The organism is Marivita sp., from assembly GCF_017643905.1.
Lineage (GTDB): Bacteria > Pseudomonadota > Alphaproteobacteria > Rhodobacterales > Rhodobacteraceae > Marivita.
Genome location: NZ_JAEPMO010000085.1, coordinates 1 through 20,422, shown reverse-complemented (window position 1 = coordinate 20,422; position 20,422 = coordinate 1). Strand labels below are relative to the sequence as shown.

The 20,422-nt window shown below is 60.0% G+C and carries 21 protein-coding genes and 1 pseudogene; 18 read left to right on the top strand and 4 right to left on the bottom strand.

What is annotated here, in order from left to right; all coding sequences use genetic code 11:
- Nucleotides 1-161: 161 nt before the first annotated feature.
- The 6 genes from JJ869_RS14215 (at nucleotide 162) to JJ869_RS14190 (ending at nucleotide 6,723) form a co-directional block, all read left to right on the top strand.
- Nucleotides 162-485, top strand: a complete 324-nt coding sequence (locus JJ869_RS14215; protein ID WP_292268058.1) for a hypothetical protein — start codon at nucleotides 162-164, stop codon at nucleotides 483-485.
- 404 nt (nucleotides 486-889) lie between these two features.
- Nucleotides 890-2,266, top strand: coding sequence for a Trk system potassium transporter TrkA (gene trkA / locus JJ869_RS14210; protein WP_292268057.1), 1,377 nt, complete (start codon nucleotides 890-892; stop codon nucleotides 2,264-2,266).
- A gap of 4 nt (nucleotides 2,267-2,270) precedes the next feature.
- On the top strand, nucleotides 2,271-3,785 hold the full coding sequence (locus tag JJ869_RS14205; protein ID WP_292268055.1) for a potassium transporter TrkG: 1,515 nt from the start codon (nucleotides 2,271-2,273) through the stop codon (nucleotides 3,783-3,785).
- A 122-nt stretch (nucleotides 3,786-3,907) separates the two neighbouring features.
- On the top strand, nucleotides 3,908-4,147 hold the full coding sequence (hfq, locus tag JJ869_RS14200) for an RNA chaperone Hfq (RefSeq protein ID WP_085629992.1): 240 nt from the start codon (nucleotides 3,908-3,910) through the stop codon (nucleotides 4,145-4,147).
- Between the two features lie 17 nt (nucleotides 4,148-4,164).
- Entirely contained in the window at nucleotides 4,165-5,427 is a 1,263-nt protein-coding gene (hflX, locus tag JJ869_RS14195) for a GTPase HflX (RefSeq protein ID WP_292268060.1), read from the top strand.
- A gap of 375 nt (nucleotides 5,428-5,802) precedes the next feature.
- Nucleotides 5,803-6,723 (top strand): hypothetical protein, encoded by a 921-nt coding sequence (locus tag JJ869_RS14190; protein ID WP_292268050.1) that lies wholly within the window; start codon nucleotides 5,803-5,805, stop codon nucleotides 6,721-6,723.
- A 176-nt stretch (nucleotides 6,724-6,899) separates the two neighbouring features.
- Here the strand turns inward: JJ869_RS14190 and JJ869_RS14185 are convergent, their stop codons facing one another.
- Nucleotides 6,900-9,365 carry a penicillin acylase family protein gene (locus tag JJ869_RS14185; protein WP_292268048.1) on the bottom strand — a complete coding sequence of 822 codons (2,466 nt, stop codon included), beginning with the start codon at nucleotides 9,363-9,365 and terminating at the stop codon, nucleotides 6,900-6,902.
- A 157-nt stretch (nucleotides 9,366-9,522) separates the two neighbouring features.
- Between JJ869_RS14185 and JJ869_RS14180 the strand changes: the two genes are divergently transcribed.
- On the top strand, nucleotides 9,523-10,395 hold the full coding sequence (locus JJ869_RS14180) for an NAD(P)-dependent oxidoreductase (RefSeq protein ID WP_292268046.1): 873 nt from the start codon (nucleotides 9,523-9,525) through the stop codon (nucleotides 10,393-10,395).
- A gap of 191 nt (nucleotides 10,396-10,586) precedes the next feature.
- Nucleotides 10,587-10,826 (top strand): EF-hand domain-containing protein, encoded by a 240-nt coding sequence (locus tag JJ869_RS14175; RefSeq protein WP_292268044.1) that lies wholly within the window; start codon nucleotides 10,587-10,589, stop codon nucleotides 10,824-10,826.
- A gap of 60 nt (nucleotides 10,827-10,886) precedes the next feature.
- On the opposite strand, the gene JJ869_RS14170 is transcribed toward JJ869_RS14175, so the two are convergent.
- From JJ869_RS14170 to JJ869_RS14160, 3 genes are all read right to left on the bottom strand, one after another.
- A complete protein-coding gene (locus JJ869_RS14170; RefSeq protein ID WP_292268042.1) occupies nucleotides 10,887-11,588 on the bottom strand; it encodes a hypothetical protein in 702 nt (233 codons plus the stop codon).
- Nucleotides 11,589-11,590: 2 nt separating this feature from the next.
- The gene (serS, locus tag JJ869_RS14165; protein WP_292268040.1) at nucleotides 11,591-12,883 is read right to left on the bottom strand and encodes a serine--tRNA ligase; all 1,293 of its coding nucleotides are present in this window, start codon (nucleotides 12,881-12,883) and stop codon (nucleotides 11,591-11,593) included.
- A 72-nt stretch (nucleotides 12,884-12,955) separates the two neighbouring features.
- A complete protein-coding gene (locus JJ869_RS14160) occupies nucleotides 12,956-13,588 on the bottom strand; it encodes a trypsin-like serine protease (RefSeq protein WP_292268038.1) in 633 nt (210 codons plus the stop codon).
- A gap of 245 nt (nucleotides 13,589-13,833) precedes the next feature.
- Here JJ869_RS14160 and yajC point away from each other — a divergent pair, with 245 nt between their 5' ends.
- From yajC to JJ869_RS14110, 10 genes and pseudogenes are all read left to right on the top strand, one after another.
- Nucleotides 13,834-14,121 carry a preprotein translocase subunit YajC gene (gene yajC / locus JJ869_RS14155; RefSeq protein ID WP_292268036.1) on the top strand — a complete coding sequence of 96 codons (288 nt, stop codon included), beginning with the start codon at nucleotides 13,834-13,836 and terminating at the stop codon, nucleotides 14,119-14,121.
- 39 nt (nucleotides 14,122-14,160) lie between these two features.
- The gene (gene secD / locus JJ869_RS14150) at nucleotides 14,161-15,822 is read left to right on the top strand and encodes a protein translocase subunit SecD (RefSeq protein ID WP_292268035.1); all 1,662 of its coding nucleotides are present in this window, start codon (nucleotides 14,161-14,163) and stop codon (nucleotides 15,820-15,822) included.
- 1 nt (nucleotide 15,823) lies between these two features.
- Nucleotides 15,824-16,792: a protein translocase subunit SecF gene (gene secF / locus JJ869_RS14145; protein WP_292268034.1), complete on the top strand. Its 969-nt coding sequence runs from the start codon at nucleotides 15,824-15,826 to the stop codon at nucleotides 16,790-16,792.
- Nucleotides 16,785-17,543 carry a sulfite exporter TauE/SafE family protein gene (locus tag JJ869_RS14140; protein ID WP_292268033.1) on the top strand — a complete coding sequence of 253 codons (759 nt, stop codon included), beginning with the start codon at nucleotides 16,785-16,787 and terminating at the stop codon, nucleotides 17,541-17,543. Before secF ends, JJ869_RS14140 begins: the two co-directional genes overlap by 8 nt.
- Nucleotides 17,544-17,559: 16 nt before the next feature.
- Nucleotides 17,560-17,925, top strand: coding sequence for an Mth938-like domain-containing protein (locus JJ869_RS14135; protein ID WP_292268032.1), 366 nt, complete (start codon nucleotides 17,560-17,562; stop codon nucleotides 17,923-17,925).
- 136 nt (nucleotides 17,926-18,061) lie between these two features.
- Nucleotides 18,062-18,676: a heme ABC exporter ATP-binding protein CcmA gene (ccmA, locus tag JJ869_RS14130; protein WP_292268031.1), complete on the top strand. Its 615-nt coding sequence runs from the start codon at nucleotides 18,062-18,064 to the stop codon at nucleotides 18,674-18,676.
- Nucleotides 18,673-19,329: a heme exporter protein CcmB gene (ccmB, locus tag JJ869_RS14125; RefSeq protein WP_292268030.1), complete on the top strand. Its 657-nt coding sequence runs from the start codon at nucleotides 18,673-18,675 to the stop codon at nucleotides 19,327-19,329. The genes ccmA and ccmB overlap by 4 nt, the downstream gene beginning before the upstream one ends.
- A 58-nt stretch (nucleotides 19,330-19,387) precedes the next feature.
- Nucleotides 19,388-20,116, top strand: coding sequence for a heme ABC transporter permease (locus JJ869_RS14120; protein ID WP_292268029.1), 729 nt, complete (start codon nucleotides 19,388-19,390; stop codon nucleotides 20,114-20,116).
- Nucleotides 20,113-20,265, top strand: a complete 153-nt coding sequence (gene ccmD / locus JJ869_RS14115) for a heme exporter protein CcmD (protein WP_292268028.1) — start codon at nucleotides 20,113-20,115, stop codon at nucleotides 20,263-20,265. Before JJ869_RS14120 ends, ccmD begins: the two co-directional genes overlap by 4 nt.
- Nucleotides 20,265-20,422: pseudogene (locus JJ869_RS14110) on the top strand (DsbE family thiol:disulfide interchange protein); the annotation flags it as partial. The gene ccmD and the pseudogene JJ869_RS14110, both read left to right, overlap by 1 nt.

The window sequence follows — 20,422 nt, the reverse complement described above, 5'->3', positions numbered from 1 at the left end:
GCGGACCCGCATCGAAGAACCTTGCCGCCTACGGCCGATGGCATGCCGCCCGGAACAACGCGGACCGCTCCTACCTTGATGCGCTCAGGCTGCTGCTCGCTTCAGGCCCTCGCGCCAACACAATTTGCTGACACCGCCTGAAACAGAGAGAGCGGGATGTGATGGGCCCACTTCGTGACAAGGGGAACGATTACCTTTCTTTGATGGTTAATCAAGCAGACAAGGCTGAGCGAGCCGAAATATGCTTGCATGTTCCAAATAGTTGCAACTTTAGGCTCATCAAAGGGGACGAGGAGGTCATCAAGAAACTGAATGTTGAGGTTCCTGAAGAATTAGAGGGTGTGACAGAGGTGGTTGGCGAAGAGAGAAGCGCAACAGCTGCGCACATGGAAAGATGTCCAGCGGGGTACAAAACCCTTGTTTGGGCCACAAATCAGTTGAAAAAATCGCAAGATTTGCGTGTAATCATAACTACTGCAACATGAGGTGAGCAGATGACTGACAATAAATCTAGAATGCTTCTCGGCGGCTCTCGGGTCGTAAAATTTTTCTAAGTTACGAAGGAGGTCTCAACAAGAGTGTTGGGGCCTCCACGTATATTTTACTTAAAATTCAGTGTGTTGAGCGTTGTGTCAGTACTAGACTTCGGTTCTTTTGTGGGCATCGTCACTAAATCTGACTAGCCTGAGCATGCCGAGTCTCGCAGAAAGCTAAGCCGTAATGGTTTTGAGTGGGGCGTTGCTGATGTGCTTGCACACATTGTTGCACAAGTGGGCACTGCAGAAGTCTGTCGGCGGCTCCTTATTCCTCTGCAATTGACCCCACCCCGGACCTCTGCCATTGAGAAGGCTGCGACACAGCCAAGGGGCCCGGCGGCGGGCTGCGGGACATGAAGGTTATCATCTGCGGAGCAGGTCAGGTCGGCTGGCAGATCGCGCGGCACCTCTCGGGGGAGCGCAATGACGTCACCGTGGTCGACAGCAACCCCGATCTGGTGCGCCGGGCGACGGATGCGCTGGATGTGCAGGGGATCGCGGGGTTCGCCTCGTATCCGGATGTGCTCGACCAGGCGGGGGCGCGGGACGCGGACATGATCATCGCGGCGACCCATTCGGACGAGGTCAACATGGTGACCTGCCAGGTGGCGCACTCGGTGTTCTCGATCCCGCGCAAGATCGCGCGGCTGCGGTCGAAATCCTATCTGACGGCGATCTATTCCGACCTCTACCGCCGCGATCACATGCCCATCGACGTGGTGATCAGCCCCGAGATGGAGGTGGCCGAGGCGGCACTGCAGCGCCTCAACGCGCCGGCGGCGTTCGATACGGAGAAGTTCCTTGATGGCGATGCGGCGCTGATGGGGCTGACCATCGACGACGATTGCCCCATCGTGAATACGCCGCTGAAGCAGCTGACCGATCTCTTCTCGACCCTGCGGAGCATCGTGGTGGGCATCCGGCGCGATGGCACGCTCTTTGCGCCGGAATCGAACGACCAGATCTTCGCGGGCGATTCCTGTTACGTGATGTCCCATATCGAGGATGTGCGCCGGACGCTGGAGATTTTCGGCAAGACCCATCACAAGCAGGAGCGGGTGGTGATCATCGGCGGCGGCAATGTCGGGCTGATGGTGGCGAAGGATCTCGAACACCGCGCCGACCGGGTGCGGGTCAAGGTGATCGAGCGCAACCGCAAGATCGCGGAACGCGCGGCCGAGGCGTTGGAGCGGACGATTGTTCTGAATGGCGATGGGTTGGATGTGGCGCTGTTGGCCGAGGCCAATATCGAGCGCGCGGATGCGGTGCTGTGTGTGACCGACGACGACAAGGTCAACATGCTGGCCGCCGTGCGCGCCAAATCCGAAGGCTGCCGGATGGCGATTGCGCTGATCAATGACCCGACGCTGGAGCCACTGATGGAGCCGTTGGGGATCGATGCCTATATCAACCCGCGCTCGGTCACGGTGAGTTCGATCCTCAAGCATTTCCGCCACGGGCGGGTGCGCGCGGTCTATTCCATCGGCGATGCCGAGGCCGAGGTGATCGAGGCGGAGGTGCTGTCGACCTCGCCGATGGCGGGGCAGAAGCTGCGCGACATAGATTTCCCCGAAGGTGTGCTGGTTGGTGCCGTGCGCAAGGCGGGCAAGGTCAAGCGCCCGACGGGGTCGATGGTGATCGAAGAAGGGGACCAGGTGGTGCTCTTCACGCTGGCCAAGGACGTGCCTGAGGTCGAACGCCTGCTTCAGGTGTCGATCGACTTTTTCTGATCCGATGGCGCTGCTGTATCGCCTGCCGTTTCTGCTGTTGCTGACGGGGATAGCCTGCGCGTCGATGATCGTGCCGGCGGCGGTGGCGCTTTGGGCCGAGGCGTTTCAGGATGCGCGGTCGTTCTTTTATTCGGGCTTGGTGGGGCTGATCCTGTGCGCGCTGGTCGCACTGGCGCTGGCGAACCGGCCGCACAACCGCAATGCGATCCGACAGCTCATGGCACTGCTGGCGAGTTTCGTGATCCTGCCTGCGGTTCTGGCGGTGCCTTTCTACGAATCGATCCAGTCCACGACGTTTCTGAACGCGTATCTCGATATGGTGTCGAGCCTGACCACGACCGGCTTGCCGCTGTTCGAGCCGGAACGCCTGTCGATGGCCGAGCATCTGTGGCGCGCACAGGTTGCGTGGATGGGTGGGTTGCTCATGTGGGTGGCGGCGGCGGCGATTCTTGCGCCGTTGAACCTTGGCGGGTTCGAGGTGGCCTCATTGGGGGAGCCGGGACAGGACGTGGTGGCCGGAGCCGCGCGGCGGGATACCGCCAACCCAGCCAGCCGTCTTGCCCGAAGCGCCGTTGTTCTGGTTCCGTCCTACGCGCTTTTGACGCTGGCGCTTTGGGTTCTGCTATTGGTCGCGGGCGACGCGCCATTCGTGGCCCTGATCCATGCAATGAGCGTGATGTCCACGTCGGGCATTTCGCCTGTCGGTGGCCCGGCAGGGGCAGGGAGTGGGATCGCAGGCGAAGCGATCATGGCGGTGTTTCTGCTGTTCGCCCTGTCGCGGGTGACGTTTTCCAAGGACACCAACACGGCCCAGCGGGCCGGTTTGTTCTATGATCCTGAATTTCGTCTGGGTATGGCCATTGTCCTTGCGATCCCAACTCTGCTTGTGCTGCGCCATTTCGTGGCTGCCTTGGATATTGGCGACCAGAACAACGTTCTGGCGGCTTTGCGGGCGTTCTGGGGCGCGGCTTTCACTGTATTGTCGTTCTTGACCACACATGGCTATTCCAGCGTCGATTGGATCGACGCACAGGCCTGGTCGGGGTTGGAAACGCCGGGGCTCATCCTGATGGGGCTCGCGCTGATTGGCGGCGGGGTTGCGACCACAGCGGGCGGGGTCAAGCTGATGCGCGTTTTTGCGCTGCTGGTGAACGGCATGCGCGAGGTGGATCGTCTGGTCCATCCCTCTTCCGTTGGGCGCTCGGGTCTCGTGTCGCGCCGCACCCGCCGGGAAGGGGCCTTTATCGCCTGGGTGTTCTTCATGATCTTTGCGATCACGCTGGCGGCAACCACCGTGGCGTTTTCAGCCTTTGGTATCCCGTTCGAGCAGTCACTTGTGCTGGCGGTGGCCAATCTGTCGAATTGCGGACCCCTGGTCGATGTGGTTCAGGCCGGGCGTCTCACGCTGATCGAACTGGGGCCGGGACCCAAGGCAATCGCCGCCATTGCAATGATAATGGGACGCCTTGAAATGCTGGCACTTGTGGTGATATTGACACCAGATCTTTGGCGCGATTGAGCCTTGTCGGCACACTTGCCGAAATTCCTTGTTTTTCCACTGGAATTTACGTGAGTGCCAAGACATAGTGACGTCAAATCACGACCTACAGCGCGACAAAAGCAAGAATAAAGGCTAATTTTATGGCATCTGATAAGCAGAACCTTCAGGACGCATTTCTCAATCACGTCCGCAAAACAAAGGTGCCGGTGACTGTTTTCTTGATCAACGGCGTGAAATTGCAGGGTGTGATCACCTGGTTCGATAACTTCTGTGTGCTCCTGCGCCGGGATGGCCAATCGCAGCTTGTCTACAAGCATGCCATTTCGACGATTATGCCGGCACAGCCGATCAATCTGTATGACGGCGAAGGCGACAATTGAAAGAACACAAGGCGCATGTGACCCCGGCATGGGTCCTGCATCCTGACATCACCAGCGACCGGTCCCGTCGATCGGCAAAATCGGCTTTGGCCGAAGCGGTTGCTTTGGCTGCAGCTTTGCCCGGGCTCGAAGTCAAGGGCAGCAATGTCGTTCGTTTGCCCAAGCCACATGCCGGAGCCCTGTTCGGGTCGGGCAAGATCGAAGAACTGAAAACGATCTTCAAGGAAAACGAAATCGAGCTGGTTTTGGTGGATGGTCCGGTCTCGCCCGTGCAGCAGCGCAATCTTGAAAAGACATGGGGTGTCAAACTGCTTGATCGGACCGGTCTGATCCTTGAGATCTTCAGCGACCGGGCCGCGACACGCGAAGGGGTGCTGCAGGTCGAGATGGCGGCACTCACCTATCAACGCACGCGGCTGGTGCGGGCGTGGACCCACCTCGAACGACAGCGTGGTGGTCTTGGGTTTGTTGGTGGACCCGGTGAAACCCAGATCGAAGCCGACCGCCGCGCCATTGACGAGCAATTGGTCAACCTGCGCCGACAGCTGGACAAGGTGGTCAAGACCCGCAGCCTGCACCGCGCGGCGCGGGCCAAGGTGCCGTATCCCATTGTGGCTTTGGTCGGCTACACCAACGCTGGGAAATCGACGCTGTTCAATCGGCTGACCGGGGCCGATGTGATGGCAAAGGACATGCTTTTTGCCACGCTTGACCCAACCATGCGGTCGGTCAAGCTCCCGGACGGGCCGGACGTTATCCTGTCGGATACGGTGGGGTTCATCAGCGATCTGCCGACAGAACTGGTTGCTGCATTTCGTGCCACGCTTGAAGAGGTGCTGGCCGCTGATCTTATCCTGCACGTCCGCGACATCAGCCATGCGGCGACGGAAGAGCAGGCCAAGGACGTGCGCGAGATCCTCAGCTCGCTTGGCGTGACGGGGACCACGCCGCTTCTGGAAGTCTGGAACAAGATCGACGCGATGCCGGAGGAAGACCGAGTCGCAGCGGTTGCGCGCGCCGAACGGGACGAAAGCGTATTTGCAACTTCGGCATTGACGGGCGACGGGCTCGATGCGCTTCTGGCAGCGGTCAACCGCATCCTTGAAGGGGACCGCCGCGAAGACACGCTGCATCTGACCTTTGACGAAGGCCGCAAACGCGCATGGCTGTTTGACAAGGCGCTGGTGGAAGAAGAAATTCAGACCGATACAGGATACACGGTACGAGTTCGCTGGTCAGCGAAGGACGCGCGGCAGTTCGAGACATTGAAGTACTCGTAAAGTAGATTTGGCCTTATACTGAATTGACTGGGTGGTTTTGGGTATGGTCACGCCAAAATGTATTGTTTTCGCTGCGCCTTTTGGTTTCGGACCTGCCGCGAAAACAATTCGGATTGTCAGTTCCTTACACGACATTTTTGATTGTATAGTTGTGTCTTAAGGCAATGCGCTGGACTTCTTGTTGAAGCATCGCGTCGACAGTACGAAATATTTTTCCGGCGTGTCCAGAGATTTCAGTGACCCTGCACAATTGGCTGGGTTCGGAATGGCGATCTCAGCCTATAATTGTGCACATCGGCTTGATCATCTTGCAGGATGTGGAGGTCAACAGTAAGGTTGCTGGATCAGATTGAGTGAAGAAAAAGTTGAGTTTCCATGCACACCTGGACATCGGCGACAACAACGAATGCTCCAGCGTGGAATATACTTGGACATGCCGGTCATTTGATATCTCAGGGGGCCTCCCGTCCAATATATTTCTTGGATAATCCAGACATATATTCTCAGAGCGAATTTGAGAATTTGAAGAAGATCATTCGGTATGTGATTTGTGATGATGGATACTGGCAGAAACTGAAGGGCAAGCCGAAAACTGTACCTGAAAGACAGTTCGTGAATTTGAAAGTCGCACGCGCAATATTCAAGAGCGATTGGTTTTTGCACATCGACACCGACGAGTTCCTTCATTTGGAGCAGGATCTCGCTGACTTGCTCGATTATTTGCCTTCTGATGTCACCGAAATCCGTTTGCAAAATTTCGAGCGGATCACTCGCCCGGATATAGTAACATGGCACACAGGTGCATTTCGCGTACCTTGTTGGGATCAGGCGGCACTGTCCAACTACCCGGATTTTATCCAACCTTTCTTGGCGCTTGGCCTCGCGAATTACTATCATGGAAAGTCGTTTGTCAGAAATCGACCTAACCTTTTTCAGGGCATACATGGAGCCATAAGGAAAAGTGAATTTGAAGTCATTCGCTTCAATATGCCATGGGAGTCCGGATTCGTTGGCCATTATCAGTACTCAGGTCGGGAGTCTTTCTTTAAGAGATTTGCCTACAAACGCAGAGACGGAGAAGCTTTGCTTAGACATGAGGTGGCGCAAATGCGCTGGATAGAAGAACACAAATTTGCGCGAGACGATATCTGTCGATTGGGAATCGCACTGTTCGAAGCAGATGAAGTTGAGGTAAATCGTTATCGTGAAAAAGGTTTGTTCCGCGACATTCCGCAAGCCTACATCGAAAGAATTGAAAATTCATTTGATACGGAACATCTCGGTATTCTTGGATGAACACTCGGTAACAGGAATGTGCAACCGATCGGATTGGGGAATGTTCTCAATAGCACAGTGAATATGCTACTTAGCCAGATCGAGCCGCCTACATAAGCGAATGTAACACGGCACAATAAGAATTGGCCAAACCAACGCTTTCGTATGACGGCCATTGAGTGAGGGTTTTCGCTGTTCTACTCGCGCACCAGCCGCGTTACGCCGACAGACGCTGCGCGGGCAAGGTTCACGTCAAGCGACATGGGGATGTATTCGCCGCGCCGCCAGAGCGTGCCAAGATCGTCGTAGTGGCGGGACAGGAAATGACCGGACTGGCCGGTGGACAGGATGAAGACCGAACTGTCGGGGTCTGCAAAGTCATAGACACCGCGATAGGCCGCGCCATGCACATTCAGGAATGGGTTGGGGCCTTCGCCCGCGCCGCGCCCGCGCATGAGCGTGTGGTCGCCCCCAGAGGTGCTTTGGCGGATGTTCACGAAGTACCGCAGGATCGGTACCTCGCCCAGAACCGGGTGGTCATGCGTTGCCTGATGCGCGTCACCCCAACGCAGGGACTCGAGTGACGTGCCCCAGTTTTCTGAAATCCAGACCAAGGCATCGTCCAGCGCCAGTCTTGCGATGTCGGTGCAGGTTTCCTCGATAGCCGAGCGAATGACGTTGCACCATGCGCTGGCGCCGTCCACGTCGCGGTAGACCCGTTCGATGAACAGCGGCTCAACTCGTGTGAACTCGGACGCGAGTGGGCCAAGATCGTCGCGGATCAGCCGTTCCTGAAGCGCACGAAGCCATGCCGAGTAAATCAGCGGCTCCGGCAGGTGTTCATTCATCTCGCCGTTCCAGTTGGCGAGCAGGTCGAGCGCGCGCTGGCGCAGGCGTTCCGGCGTGCCTTCCGGGGCGGCTTCGCCAGTAAACCACAGGTCCGCACCGATCAGGGGCAGCAGGGCACGGGCGGTGATGGACACGGTGTCGAGCTGTGCCTCGATGAAGCTGTCGCGGGTGTGCACTTCACGGCCCTGCATCAGCCTTTGCCAGCGCATCACACGCTGGCTGTCGCCCCAGTCAAAGCTGACATGGAGCGGGAAGGGGCGGTCGACGGTCTTATTGTTGGTGTTTCCGACAATCCCGCCGACCGGGTTCAGGAAGACGGGGTTCGAGTCGTCGGGGAACACGCCTTGCCAGCGGTTCTCGCTGCGCCAGCCAAGCGATGGCATCCGGCCCTGGCTCTGGTGGGCGGCATCACGGCGGGGCATGGCTCCGATGAGCTTCATCGCGATGCTGTCGCCGTCGATCACCGTCAGGTTCTGGGACGGCGCAATATAGGCTTTGGACACCTCGAGCGCATCTTCCACCGATTGCGCATACATCAGCGCGATAGCAGCGGACATCGACGTGTCCCGAGGACTGAGGGCGGTCCAGCTGAGCGCGGCCACATGGTCGGGGGGCGTGATCGACGCGAGACCAAACTGTGTGCTGGGCAACACCGGACCATTGTCGGTCCATCGCAGGGTCAGGGTGACCGGTTCGGCATCCTTGATCTCGATGATCGAGCGTCGGGTGACGAAATCCTTGTAGCCCTCCGGCGTGCGATATTGTTCGCGGTTGTCAGGGTTCAACTCTTCAATGAAGAGGTCCTGATCGTCGAGATAAGACGATGTCAGACCCCAGGCGATAGAGTCGGACCGTCCCGCCATGATCGTCGGAACTCCGGGGATCGTGGCTCCGATCACGCCACCTGAGGACAGTTGCAGCCGGGCCAGATACCATGTCGCCGGAGCGGTGAATTGCAGGTGTGGATCGTTCGCCATCAGCGTTGATCCCGTGGCCGAGCGGGTTTCGTCCGCCGCCCATGCGTTCGAGGCACCCGCCAGCCCGCGCGGGGCCACGGGCCAGAACATCGGATCGGGGCCGGTCTGTGCGAACTGGGTCTCTCTGGACACTCCGGGAACAAGCTGGGCGTATTCGGGCAGGGCCGCCACACCCGCACCGGGGATGTCGGGCAGGATGTCGGCCAGCCGGTTTTCATCGGGCAACAGAAGCGATGTGCGTGCGCGCAGCACCTCTTCGCGCAAATGGCTGGAAAGCTGCAGCGCCATCAGCTTGACCAATGCGATCGAGTCCGCCGGTTGCCAAGGGGCCAATGGTGCGTTGAACACGAAGAATTCCGGCGCACCCCTGCCAAGGCTGTCGCGGTTGATCTCTGCAATCCGCGCGTTCACACCTGCAGAATAGGCGGCAAGCGCATCGCGGGTGCGGTCGTCCTGCGCTTCGACCGATTGAACAGCGCGGGGGTAGATATCCAGCCGTCGCAACAGTTTGTCCGTTTCCACGGTGCGCGATCCGAACAGTTCGGACAAACGCCCCTGCGCTGTCCGCCGCATCAGCGTCATCTGCCACAACCTGTCCTGAGCGTGAGCATAGCCAAGCGCGAAAAACACGTCGCGGTCGGAAATACCGAAAATGTGCGGAACACCGGAATTGTCGCGCAGGATTTCGACATCCGCGGTCAGCCCGGCAACCGGGACGATGTTGTCATACTCGGGGAGCGACCGCGAGCCGAGGTAATAGATCGTCACAACGGCAATCGTCCCCAGAACGAGAGAGGCCGTCGTCAGCCACACCATAATTCTGAAGATCAGCGCCACGCGTTGTTCACCTTTCAAACCGGAAATGTGCCCGAGCTGCGGGCCTCAAGCGGATACCAGCGTTGCCCTACCGAACACGCAAGCCCTTGCCAAGGGGGCGGTGCGGCGTCAGGTAAAGGCAGCAGAAAATTACCACATCAGATAGGGAGCGCGCGGCATGGCGAAAGTGGCATTCTTGGGTTTGGGGGTCATGGGCTACCCAATGGCGGGGCATCTGGTCAAAGCCGGGCATGACGTGACGGTGTATAACCGGACAGCGGCCAAGGCCGAGGCCTGGGCCAAGCAAAATGGCGGCTCCCATGCCGCAACTCCGCGTGAGGCGGCGGCGGGTTGCGATTTCGTGATGTCCTGCGTCGGCAATGACGACGATCTGCGCAGCGTGTGTTTGGGCAACGATGGCGCGTTTGCAGGCATGGCTAAAGGCAGCATCTTTGTCGATCACACGACGGTGTCGGCGAAGGTCACCAAGGAGCTGTACGAGGCCAGCGCCGATCTTGGCATCGCATTTGTCGATGCGCCGATTTCAGGTGGGCAGGCCGGGGCCGAGAACGGCGTGCTCTCGGTGATGTGTGGCGCGGATCAGGCGGCTTATGACAGCGCAGCACCGGTGATCGACGCCTATGCGCGCATCTGCCGCCGTATTGGCGACAGCGGCGCGGGGCAGATGACCAAGATGTGCAACCAGATCGCCATCGCGGGTCTGGTTCAGGGTCTGAGCGAAGCGCTGCATTTCGCCGAGAAGGCGGGGCTCGATGGCCGAGCCGTCGTCGAGGTGATCAGCCAAGGGGCTGCCGGGTCATGGCAGATGTCGAACCGCTATGAGACCATGATTGACGACAAGTTCAACCACGGCTTTGCCGTTGACTGGATGCGCAAGGATTTGGGCATCTGCCTTGATACGGCGGATGAAGTGGGCGCGTCCCTGCCGGTCACGGCGCTGGTCGATCAGTTCTACAAGGATGTGCAGAAGCTGGGCGGCGGGCGCTGGGACACGTCGAGCCTGATCAAGCGTCTGCGCGCGATGGGCTAAGATAAGGGGGGTGGATGCGTCGACGCATCCACCGTTTCCGTTGACGGAAACGAGCATCTGCGCTTCCGCGCCGATCCGGGATCACGGTTTTATTTCAGAATCTTGTGGCGCGCTTTTGCGATGATATCTCTCCGCGCGACGACATGGAGTCGTTGTTTGCGGCAAAAACCGCAATGGAGTTCGAACCTATCATGAAGAACGCAATTGTAACCCTTGGAACCGTGGTCGCTCTGACAGCCGGTTTGGCGCATGCGCAGGTTGCGGTGGAAGACACGGATGGCAATGGCAGCTATTCGATGGAAGAGCTGATGGTCGCTTACCCTGACCTGACAGAAGATGTTTTTGCCGCCGTGGACACGGATGGCGACGGCGCTGTCAGCATGGAAGAGCTGACCGCAGCGCAGGACGCCGAGATTCTCGTCGCCGACTGATCGGCCAGTCGATCCTCATGTGAGGGCTTCGGGATACCGAAGCCCTTTTTGTTTTGTGGTTTATTCGGTGTCGGTGCCGCGCAGGGCGAGGATCGCCATGATTCCGATCACGCAGAGACCGACTACGGCGATGTTCAACGGCCCGGTATTGGCGACGATCACACCGATCAATGCCCAGATCACGGTGATGCCGTATTCCGGCGCGCGGTGAAGGCGGTATTGCGCAACAAGCGCCACGACCAAGCCGATCGACAGGGCCACAATTGCCGCCCATGTTGCGCTTAGAACGCCGTAGCCGCCCAAGAGCAATCCGACGGATACCGAGGACGCGGCAGTGAGCCAGCCCGCATAGATCGCCACCGGGGTTTGCTGGAACCAGCGGTCGGTATCGCCAACGCGGAACAGGCTGACAAACGCCGAGGCCAGCATGGCAAGGATCAACACGGTGGCCGCGACTGGCGACAGGTTTGCAACAGGCAGCCATGTGGCGCCGATGGCTAGGCTGGCCACCAAGGGCGGGCGCATCGCGGCCCAGTCGGGATCGTCGCTGCGCTTGAGCAGGCCAAACCCTGCACCGATGATGAGCCAGAGATAGATCAGGCCCCAGATGGAGAAGGCATAGCCCGCAGGTTGGACGGGTGGGTTGTCCTGCGGCACCGGGAATTGATCAGGTTCGAACCCGTTGAACCCTTGGGTGAACCACGGCGACGCGGCAAAGAGGATCGCCGCGCCCAGAACCAGTGCTGCCCAAACCCGTGTCATGACTATGCCATCACTCCATCTGCCGTGATCCGTGTTTTGCCACCCAGCCAAGGATGCAGCGCTTCGGGCAGGGTGACCGAGCCGTCGGCTTCCTGTCCGTTTTCCAGAACGGCAATCAGGCAGCGCCCGACCGCAAGGCCCGAGCCGTTCAGCGTGTGGACGAATTCCGGCTTGCCGCCGCCTGCGGGCTTGAAGCGGGCGTTCATCCGGCGGGCCTGAAAGTCACCGCAGATCGAGCAGGAACTGATCTCGCGATAGGTGTTCTGACCGGGCAGCCAGACCTCGATGTCATGGGTGCGTCGCGCACCGAAGCCCATATCGCCCGCACAAAGGACGACAGTGCGGTAGGGAAGGCCCAGCTTTTCAAGGATGCTTTGCGCGCAGCCTGTCATGCGGTCCAGTTCCTCGCGGCTTTTGTCCGGATGTGTGATCGACACCATTTCGACCTTTTCGAACTGGTGCTGGCGCAGCATGCCTGCGGTGTCACGCCCGGCGCTGCCCGCCTCAGAGCGGAAACACTGTGTGTGCGCAACGTAACGGCGGGGCAGATAATCTTCGTCCACCGTCACGCCATTGACAATGTTGGTCAGCGTCACTTCGGCTGTGGGCACCAGCCACCAGCCATTGGTGGTCTGATAGCTGTCTTCGCCGAATTTCGGCAACTGGCCTGTGCCATACATCATGTCGTCCCGGACAAGGACTGGGGTCCATGTCTCGGTCAGTCCGTTTTCGGTGATGTGCGTGTCCAGCATGAATTGCGCCAAAGCCCGATGTACCCGCGCCACGGCGCCCGACATCACGACAAAGCGCGAGCCCGACAGTTTGGCGGCGGTTTCAAAGTCCATTCCGGGAAGAACGCCGGTGATCTCGTAATGTTCCTTGGGCTGGAAATCAAAGTCACGCGGCGTGCCCCAGCGGCGGATTTCCACATTGTCGGCTTCGTCCGCCCCGTCGGGCACATCGTCGAAGGGCAGGTTCGGCAGGCCGGCAAGCAGATCGGTGAGCTGCTCGTCTAGGTCCTTGGCGCTTGCCTGCATCTCTGCGACGGCGGCTTTCTTGGCTGCGACCTCGTCCCGCAGACGGGCGAACAAAGCCTCGTCCCCCGATGCCTTGGCCTGACCGATTTCTTTGGCGGCCTTGTTCTGGTCGGCCTGCGCCGTTTCGGCGGCGAGGATCGCTGCGCGGCGGGCTTCGTCGATGCGCAGGATTTCGGACGAGACCTGTTCCAATCCACGGCGCGACAGCGCTGCGTCGAACGCAGCAGGGTTCTCGCGGATGGCTCGGATGTCATGCATGGGTCTTGTCCTTCTGACTCGCAACAGTGATGGGCGGCCTTATGCACCGGAATGCCGGGCTTTGGTAGGGGGTCAGGGAGACTGGAGGCGCGACACAGGTACCGCCAAAGCACCGCTTTGTCCCATGGCGCTGATCACGCCTGCGACCGCCCAGTTCTCGCCTTGTCGCGCCAACACCGGACCACCGGAATTGCCGGGTGTGACGGGGCAGTTCAGGCGCAGAAGCGCGGATTCCTCACGCCCATCGCAGTCAAACGCGGCTCCCAGCATGTGCGGACGGCGCGACGAATATCCCAGAATGCCGTAAGGCGCGGTTGCGCCTGTGAAATGAAGCGGCAGAGGTGCGACGAACGCCGGGTGTTCCAGCGTCAAAACGGCCAGATCAAAGCGGACATCAAGCTGTCCCTCGGAATAGGCGCGGGGATGGATCCAGATCGACGCGCCTGCCACGCTGTCCACCGCGGTGCCTTGCAGCCATCCCGCGACAAAGGTGAACTCATGTGGAAGCGGCCCCAGCCCGTCGGTTCCGGCCACGCAATGGGCGGCGGTCAGCACTCTGTCGGGCGCAATCAGCGTACCCGTACACATCTCGCGCGTTCGGAAGCCAGATGCGTTGACGCGGCCTACGGCCTGCCATGCTGTGTGGTCCTCGATGGGCAGGACCGGAAGTTCTTGCGCGGCCAAAGCACCAGTCCAAAGCATCATTAAAAGGGTCAGCAGGGGTTTCATGGATGACATGTAAGGCCCAATCCAGCGGATCCCACAATGCGACAGGTCAAACGTCCGTGTGATTTTCGCGAAAGGTCAGGGGCGGTTTGGCATGCGACATCGGCGTTGTCGCGGACGGCCGAACCTGCCTTGCAAAGCCGGACCCGGCAACATAGGTTCCGCCCAAATTTACGGCCAGATCACGCGGGGGGGTGCCCCGCCATCTTCTAAGGAGCACGCCCATGGACGGCAACGCAATCGCCCAGTTTGTACCGCTAATTCTGATTTTCGCGATCATGTATTTCCTGCTGATCCGTCCGCAGCAGAAGAAGATGAAAGAGCACCAGAAGATGGTCGAAGGCCTGCGCCGTGGCGATGTTGTCATCACCCAAGGCGGGTTGATCGGCAAGGTGGTCAAGGTCAAGGAAAACAATGAGTTGGACGTCGAGATTGCCGAGGGCGTCAAGGTTCGCGTGGTTCAGAACACCATCGCGACGGTTGTGTCCAAGACCGAACCTGCCAACACCTGATCCACTCCTGACCACAGCCCGCATCGGACCCGTTCGCTCATGCTTCAGATCGACCTCTGGAAGCGCCTCCTGATCTGGACCACCGTTGCGGTGGGGCTGGTTCTGGCGCTGCCCAATCTGTTTTACCCCCGCGTCGAACAACATAACGACGCGGTTGCCGCGATCGAAGTGTCGGGCGAAACACCCGAACTGCTTGAGCAAAGCGCGTCCTGGCCGTCGTTCCTGCCGTCCGGACTGGTAAACCTTGGTCTGGACTTGCGCGGCGGGGCGCATCTCCTGGCCGAAGTGCAGGTTGAGGATGTCTACGCCGCACGGCTTGAGGCGCTCTGGCCCGAAGTGCGGGATATTCTGCGCCCCGAACGCGACACGGTCGGCACGATCCGCTTGCAGCCGTCGGCAAATGGCGAACTCCGCGTTCGCATTTCGCAACCCGAGGGCATGGCGCGCGCGCTTGAACTGGTCGGCGGATTGGCCCAGCCAGTGGTCTCCCTGACTGGCGCGTTGAGCGACGATCTCGACGTGCGCGCCGAAGGGGCGGATATCGTTGTCACCCTGTCGGAGGCCGAGCAGATCGCCACCGATGAACGTACGATGCAGCAGAGTCTTGAGATCATCCGCCGCCGCATTGACGAGGTGGGCACCCGCGAACCGACGATCCAGCGGCAGGGCACCGACCGTATCCTGATCCAGGTGCCCGGTATCGGGTCGGCCGCAGAACTCAAAGAGATCATCGGCACAACGGCGCAACTGACCTTCCAGCCGGTGATTGGACGTACGGACGACGCGAACACGGCCCCCGGTGTCGGTAACGAAGTTCTGCCGTCCTTGGACGAGACGGGTGTGTTCTATATCCTCGAACAAGCGCCTGTGGTGACCGGCGAAGAGCTGGTGGATGCCCAACCTGCTTTTGATCAGAATGGTCGTCCGGCGGTGAATTTCCGCTTCAACCCGACAGGCGCGCGCAAGTTCGGCGATTACACTGCGGCGAATATCGGTAATCCCTTTGCCATCGTGCTCGACAACGAGGTGATCAGTGCCCCAGTGATCCAAAGCCATATCCCAGGCGGATCGGGCATCATCACCGGCAGTTTCTCGGTTGAAGAAAGCACCCAACTGGCGGTGTTGTTGCGGGCAGGGGCCTTGCCTGCGGGGCTGGACTTCCTTGAGGAACGGACCATTGGTCCCGAGCTTGGTCAGGACAGCATCGACGCCGGTCGCATTGCGACGCTTGTGGCCTTTGTCGCGGTATTGGTCTTCATGGCGCTCAGCTATGGGCTCTTCGGTGTTTTCGCCAACATCGCACTGGTGATAAACATTGCGATGATCTTCGGTATGCTCAGCCTGATCGGGGCGACGCTGACATTGCCCGGCATCGCGGGCATCGTTCTGACAGTGGGTATGGCGGTGGACGACAACGTGCTGATCTTCGAGCGGATTCGAGAAGAGCTGAAAACCGCCAAAGGCCCGGCGCGGGCCATAGAACTGGGCTACGAAAAGGCGCTCTCGGCCATTCTGGACGCCAACATCACCACCTTCATCACGGCGGTGATCCTGTTCGTCATGGGCTCTGGTCCGGTGCGAGGGTTCGCGATCACGCTGGGCCTTGGCATTCTGACCTCGGTCTTTACCGCCATTTTTGTTACCCGGCTTCTGATCGTGATCTGGTTCGAACGCCGTCGCCCCAAGACGATTGAGGTCTGATATGCGTTTGCGACTGGTCAAAGAGAACACGAATTTCGACTTCTTTCAGCGGTGGAAGCTGTGGTTTGGCATCTCTGCCGTGCTGATGGTGATTTCCTTCGGGTCGTTCCTGCTGCAAGGTTTGAACTACGGCATCGACTTCCGTGGCGGCACGACGATCCGTACGGAAAGCCCGCTGCCAGTGGATGTGGGTGTCTACCGCGAGGCTATCGGCGCGCTTGATCTCGGGGACATCACGATCTCCGAGGTGTTCGATCCGACCTTTGGTCCCGAACAAAACGTCGCCATGGTGCGCATTCAGGCGCAGGACGGCGAAGAGGCGGTCAGCACCGAGGTGATCGCAGCGGTTGAGGCGGCGCTGGTCGAGGTGCGACCGGACATCAAATTCGTGTCCGTTGAATCCGTCGGCCCCAAAGTGTCCGGCGAATTGATCCAGACCGCCGCCATCGCGGTGGTCCTCGCGATTGGCGCGGTGTTGATCTACATCTGGCTGCGGTTCGAATGGCAGTTCGCCCTGGGCGCGGTGATCGCGCTGGTGCATGACGTCATCCTGACCATCGGGATCTTTTCCGAACTGCAGATCAAGTTTGACCTTGCCATCATCGCGGCGCTGCTGACCATCGTAGGTTATTCGCTCAACGACACTGTTGTCGTCTTCGACCGGGTGCGGGAGAACCTGATCAAATACAAGAAGAAGGACCTCAAAGAGGTGCTCAACATTTCGATCAACGAAACCCTGAGCCGGACTTTCATGACTTCGGCCACAACGCTTCTGGCGCTGATTGCGCTGTTCGCATTGGGCGGTGACGTGATCCGGGGCTTCGTTTTTGCGATGATCTGGGGTGTGATCGTTGGCACCTATTCGTCGATCTTCGTGGCGTCCGCGATCCTGCTCTGGCTGGGCGTCAAACGCGACTGGACCAAACCGACGGACACAACTGGCAACCAGTTTGCCAATGTTGATGCTTGACACCCTTCAGGCCGCGGTGGCGACGCCGGGGCTTGTTTGGCTTGTCCTGATCACCATTGTCGCCGGCATCGTCTATGGCTTTGCAGGCTTCGGTGCCGCGCTGATCTACATGCCCGTGTCAGTGATCTTTATCTCACCTGTGATGGCGATCGCGGCGTTCTCCGTATCGTCCCTGTCTTCGCTGGTCACAATCTTTCCAAGAGCGTGGCCGCTGGTGAATCGCAAGGCGGTCACCGTACTGATCCTGTCGGCCGCCGTTTCGGCGTCACTGGGCATCTGGGTGCTTCGGATGGCGGATGTGACGGCGATCCGGTGGGCCGTGGTGGTTTTCTGCGCGGTGACGCTGGCGGCGCTTGTCGCGGGGTGGCGATACCGGGTAGAGCCGACCACCGGAACACGGATCATCATCGGCGGTGCCGCGGGGTTTGTCGGAGGGTTGAGTGGCTTGATGGGACCGATCATGGTGCTGTTCCAATTGGCTGGCCGTGACAGCATCTCCACGACCCGCGCAACCACGGTGGTGTTCCTGACAGCGACCAGTCTGCTGGTGCTGCCCTTGATGGCCGCACAAGGCGTGCTGACGGCGCAGGCGGTGGCCCTTGGGACAGTGCTGCTTGTGCCCTATGGTGTGGGCGCGCTGATCGGGCAGGCGCTGTTCCGCCCCGAATGGGAACGGTTCTACAGGGTCGTCGCCTATGCCATCATCGGCCTTGCCACGCTGGCGGGCGTGCCTATCTGGGACCAGATGTAACGGGAAGGAAGTCTGCATGCGTTTGAACGAAGTCGTTTATACCGACGCGCATCCGATCGAAGGCTATGGCGCGGAGTTTTTCCGCATCGGCGGAACGAAGCACACGGCGCCATTGGTGACCGGCCCGGACGGAACAAAGTCCTGGGCGGGTTATGAAGACGCAGACACGCTTCTGGCCTTTGAGGGCAAGGTGGACGTGTTGTTCATCGGGACAGGTGGCGACATCGCCCATATTCCGGCCGCGTTGCGCGATGTGTTGGAATCGCGGGGGATTGGGGTTGAAGTGATGAATTCGCCCGCCGCCTGCCGGACCTACAATGTGCTTTTGTCCGAGGGCCGCAGGGTTGCCCTCGCACTTCTGCCGGTTGGGGCGGGTGCATGATGCGTCGACGCATCATGGCTTTCCGTTGACGGAAAGTCGCACCAAGCGGCCACGCGCCGCGTTAAGTCCCTAGCGATCCCCGAAAAGCGACACTTTCGCGCTTTTGCCCGCGTCGGGCTTGGTCTAAGCCGGGGCCATGGTGTTGTGCGTACGCGATCTGGCTGTGACCCGTGGGGGTCTTGCAATCCTGGAGGGGGTGTCCTTTGAGCTTGCTCCGGGCGAAGCATTGGTGCTGCGCGGACCCAATGGCGTTGGCAAGACAACCCTCTTGCGCAGTGTCGCGGGGTTGCAGCCCCCCGAAACCGGCACAGTGACAGGCGCGGAAGACCAGATCGCCTATGCGGCCCATTCCGATGGCCTCAAGGCGATGCTGAGTGTCACCGAGAACCTGAAATTCTGGGCCTCGGTCTTTGGCCTGTCGGACATCGAACCGGCGCTGGTGGCCTTTGACCTGACCGAGCTGCGCGGCCGCATGGCGGGCACGCTGTCTGCCGGCCAGAAACGCCGTCTTGGTCTGGCGCGGCTTATGGTCACCGGACGCCCGATCTGGATACTGGACGAACCGACAGTGTCGCTTGACGTGGCCTCTGTCGCGCTGTTTGCCGAGGTGGTGCGTGGACATCTGCACACGGGCGGCAGCGCGTTGATGGCCACCCATATCGACCTTGGGCTGGCCGAGGCCCGCGTGCTGGACCTGACACCGTTCAAGGCGGCGCCACGCACGCGCCAGATGGATGAGGCGTTTCTGTGAGGGCACTGCTCACCCGCGACCTGATGCTGGCGATCCGCGCTGGCGGCGGCTTTGGCCTTGGGTTGGCGTTTTTTCTGATTGTGACGGTTCTGGTGCCTTTCGGCGTTGGCCCGCAGACCGAACTGCTGTCGCGCATCGCGCCCGGTATCCTGTGGATCGGCGCGCTGCTGGCCTGTCTCTTGTCGCTTGATCGCATCTTTGCGCTGGATTGGGAGGACGGGTCGCTTGACCTGCTGGCCACAGCCCCATTGCCGATGGAGGGGATCGTGTCGGTCAAGGCACTGGCGCATTGGATCACCACGGGCCTGCCTTTGGTCTTTGCTGCGCCCGTCCTGGGCGTGCTGCTCAGTCTGCCTGTCCCGGCTTATCAGTGGGTGGTGATTAGTCTTGCGGTCGGCACCCCGGCGCTCAGCGTGATCGGCACGTTTGGCGCGGCGCTGACTGTCGGGATCAAACGCGGCGGGCTGCTCATGTCGCTGCTCGTGCTGCCGCTTTATGTGCCGACGCTGATCTTCGGCGCCGAGGTCGCCCGGCGCGGCGCAGAGGGGCTGGGCGTGCAGACGCCGCTCCTGCTTCTGGCGGGGATCAGCTTTGGCGTGATCGCGCTTTTGCCCTTCGCCAGTGCTGCCGTGCTGCGGATCAATCTGCGGTAACACGTCCTATGCGATTTTTTGAATTGAAGACGCCTGAAAAACCGCCTACCTGACTGTCATGTCATTGTGGGAATACGCAAATCCTGTGAAGTTCATCCGCACCACCGACAAGGTGTTGCCATGGGTATGGGCGTTGACGGGTATCTGCCTTGTGACCGGTCTGGTCTGGGGCTTTTTCTTTACGCCCAATGACTTCCGGCAGGGGTCGACTGTCAAGATCATCTATATCCACGTGCCCTCGGCACTGATGGCGATCAACGCTTGGCTGATGATGCTCGTCGCCTCTCTGATCTGGATCGTGCGGCGGCACCACGTGTCCGCCCTTGCTGCCCGCGCCGCCGCTCCGGTGGGCGCCGTGATGACCATGATCGCGCTGGCGACCGGGGCGTTTTGGGGGCAGCCGATGTGGGGCACATGGTGGGCGTGGGATCCGCGTCTGACATCGTTCCTGATCCTGTTCCTGTTCTACCTCGGTTACATGGCATTGTGGGAAGCGATCGAGAATGACGACACCGCAGCCGATCTGACCTCTATCCTCTGTCTGGTGGGGTCGGTCTTTGCGATCCTCAGCCGCTATGCCGTGAATTTCTGGAACCAGGGCCTGCATCAGGGCGCGACGCTCAGCCTTGATAAGGAAGAGAATATCTCGGACGTGTTCTGGTTCCCGCTGCTGGTCTGCATCGCGGGCTTTGTCCTGCTGTTCATCGCGCTTGTCTTCCTGCGCACCCAGACCGAGATTCGCGCCCGCCGCACACGGGCGCTGCTTGCGCGGGAGGGGCAGGCATGATGCCCGATCTTGGCAAATACGCCTTTGCGGTGCTCAGCTCTTACGGGGTGACGATCGTGCTTCTGGCCGTGATCGTGCTAGTCAGCTTCCAGAGGGCCCGCAAAGTGCGGGCCGCGTTGGAAGAGATCGAGAACCGGCGGAGCAGCTGATGGCCAAGGTTTCGCCTTTGATGATCCTGCCGCCGGTGATCTTTGGGGCGTTTGCCGTGTTGGCCTATGTCGGCATGTTCCGCGAAGACCCCCAAGGCCTGCCTTCGACCCGCATCGGCCAGCCCGCGCCGCCGATCACCGAGGTGCCGCTGACCGG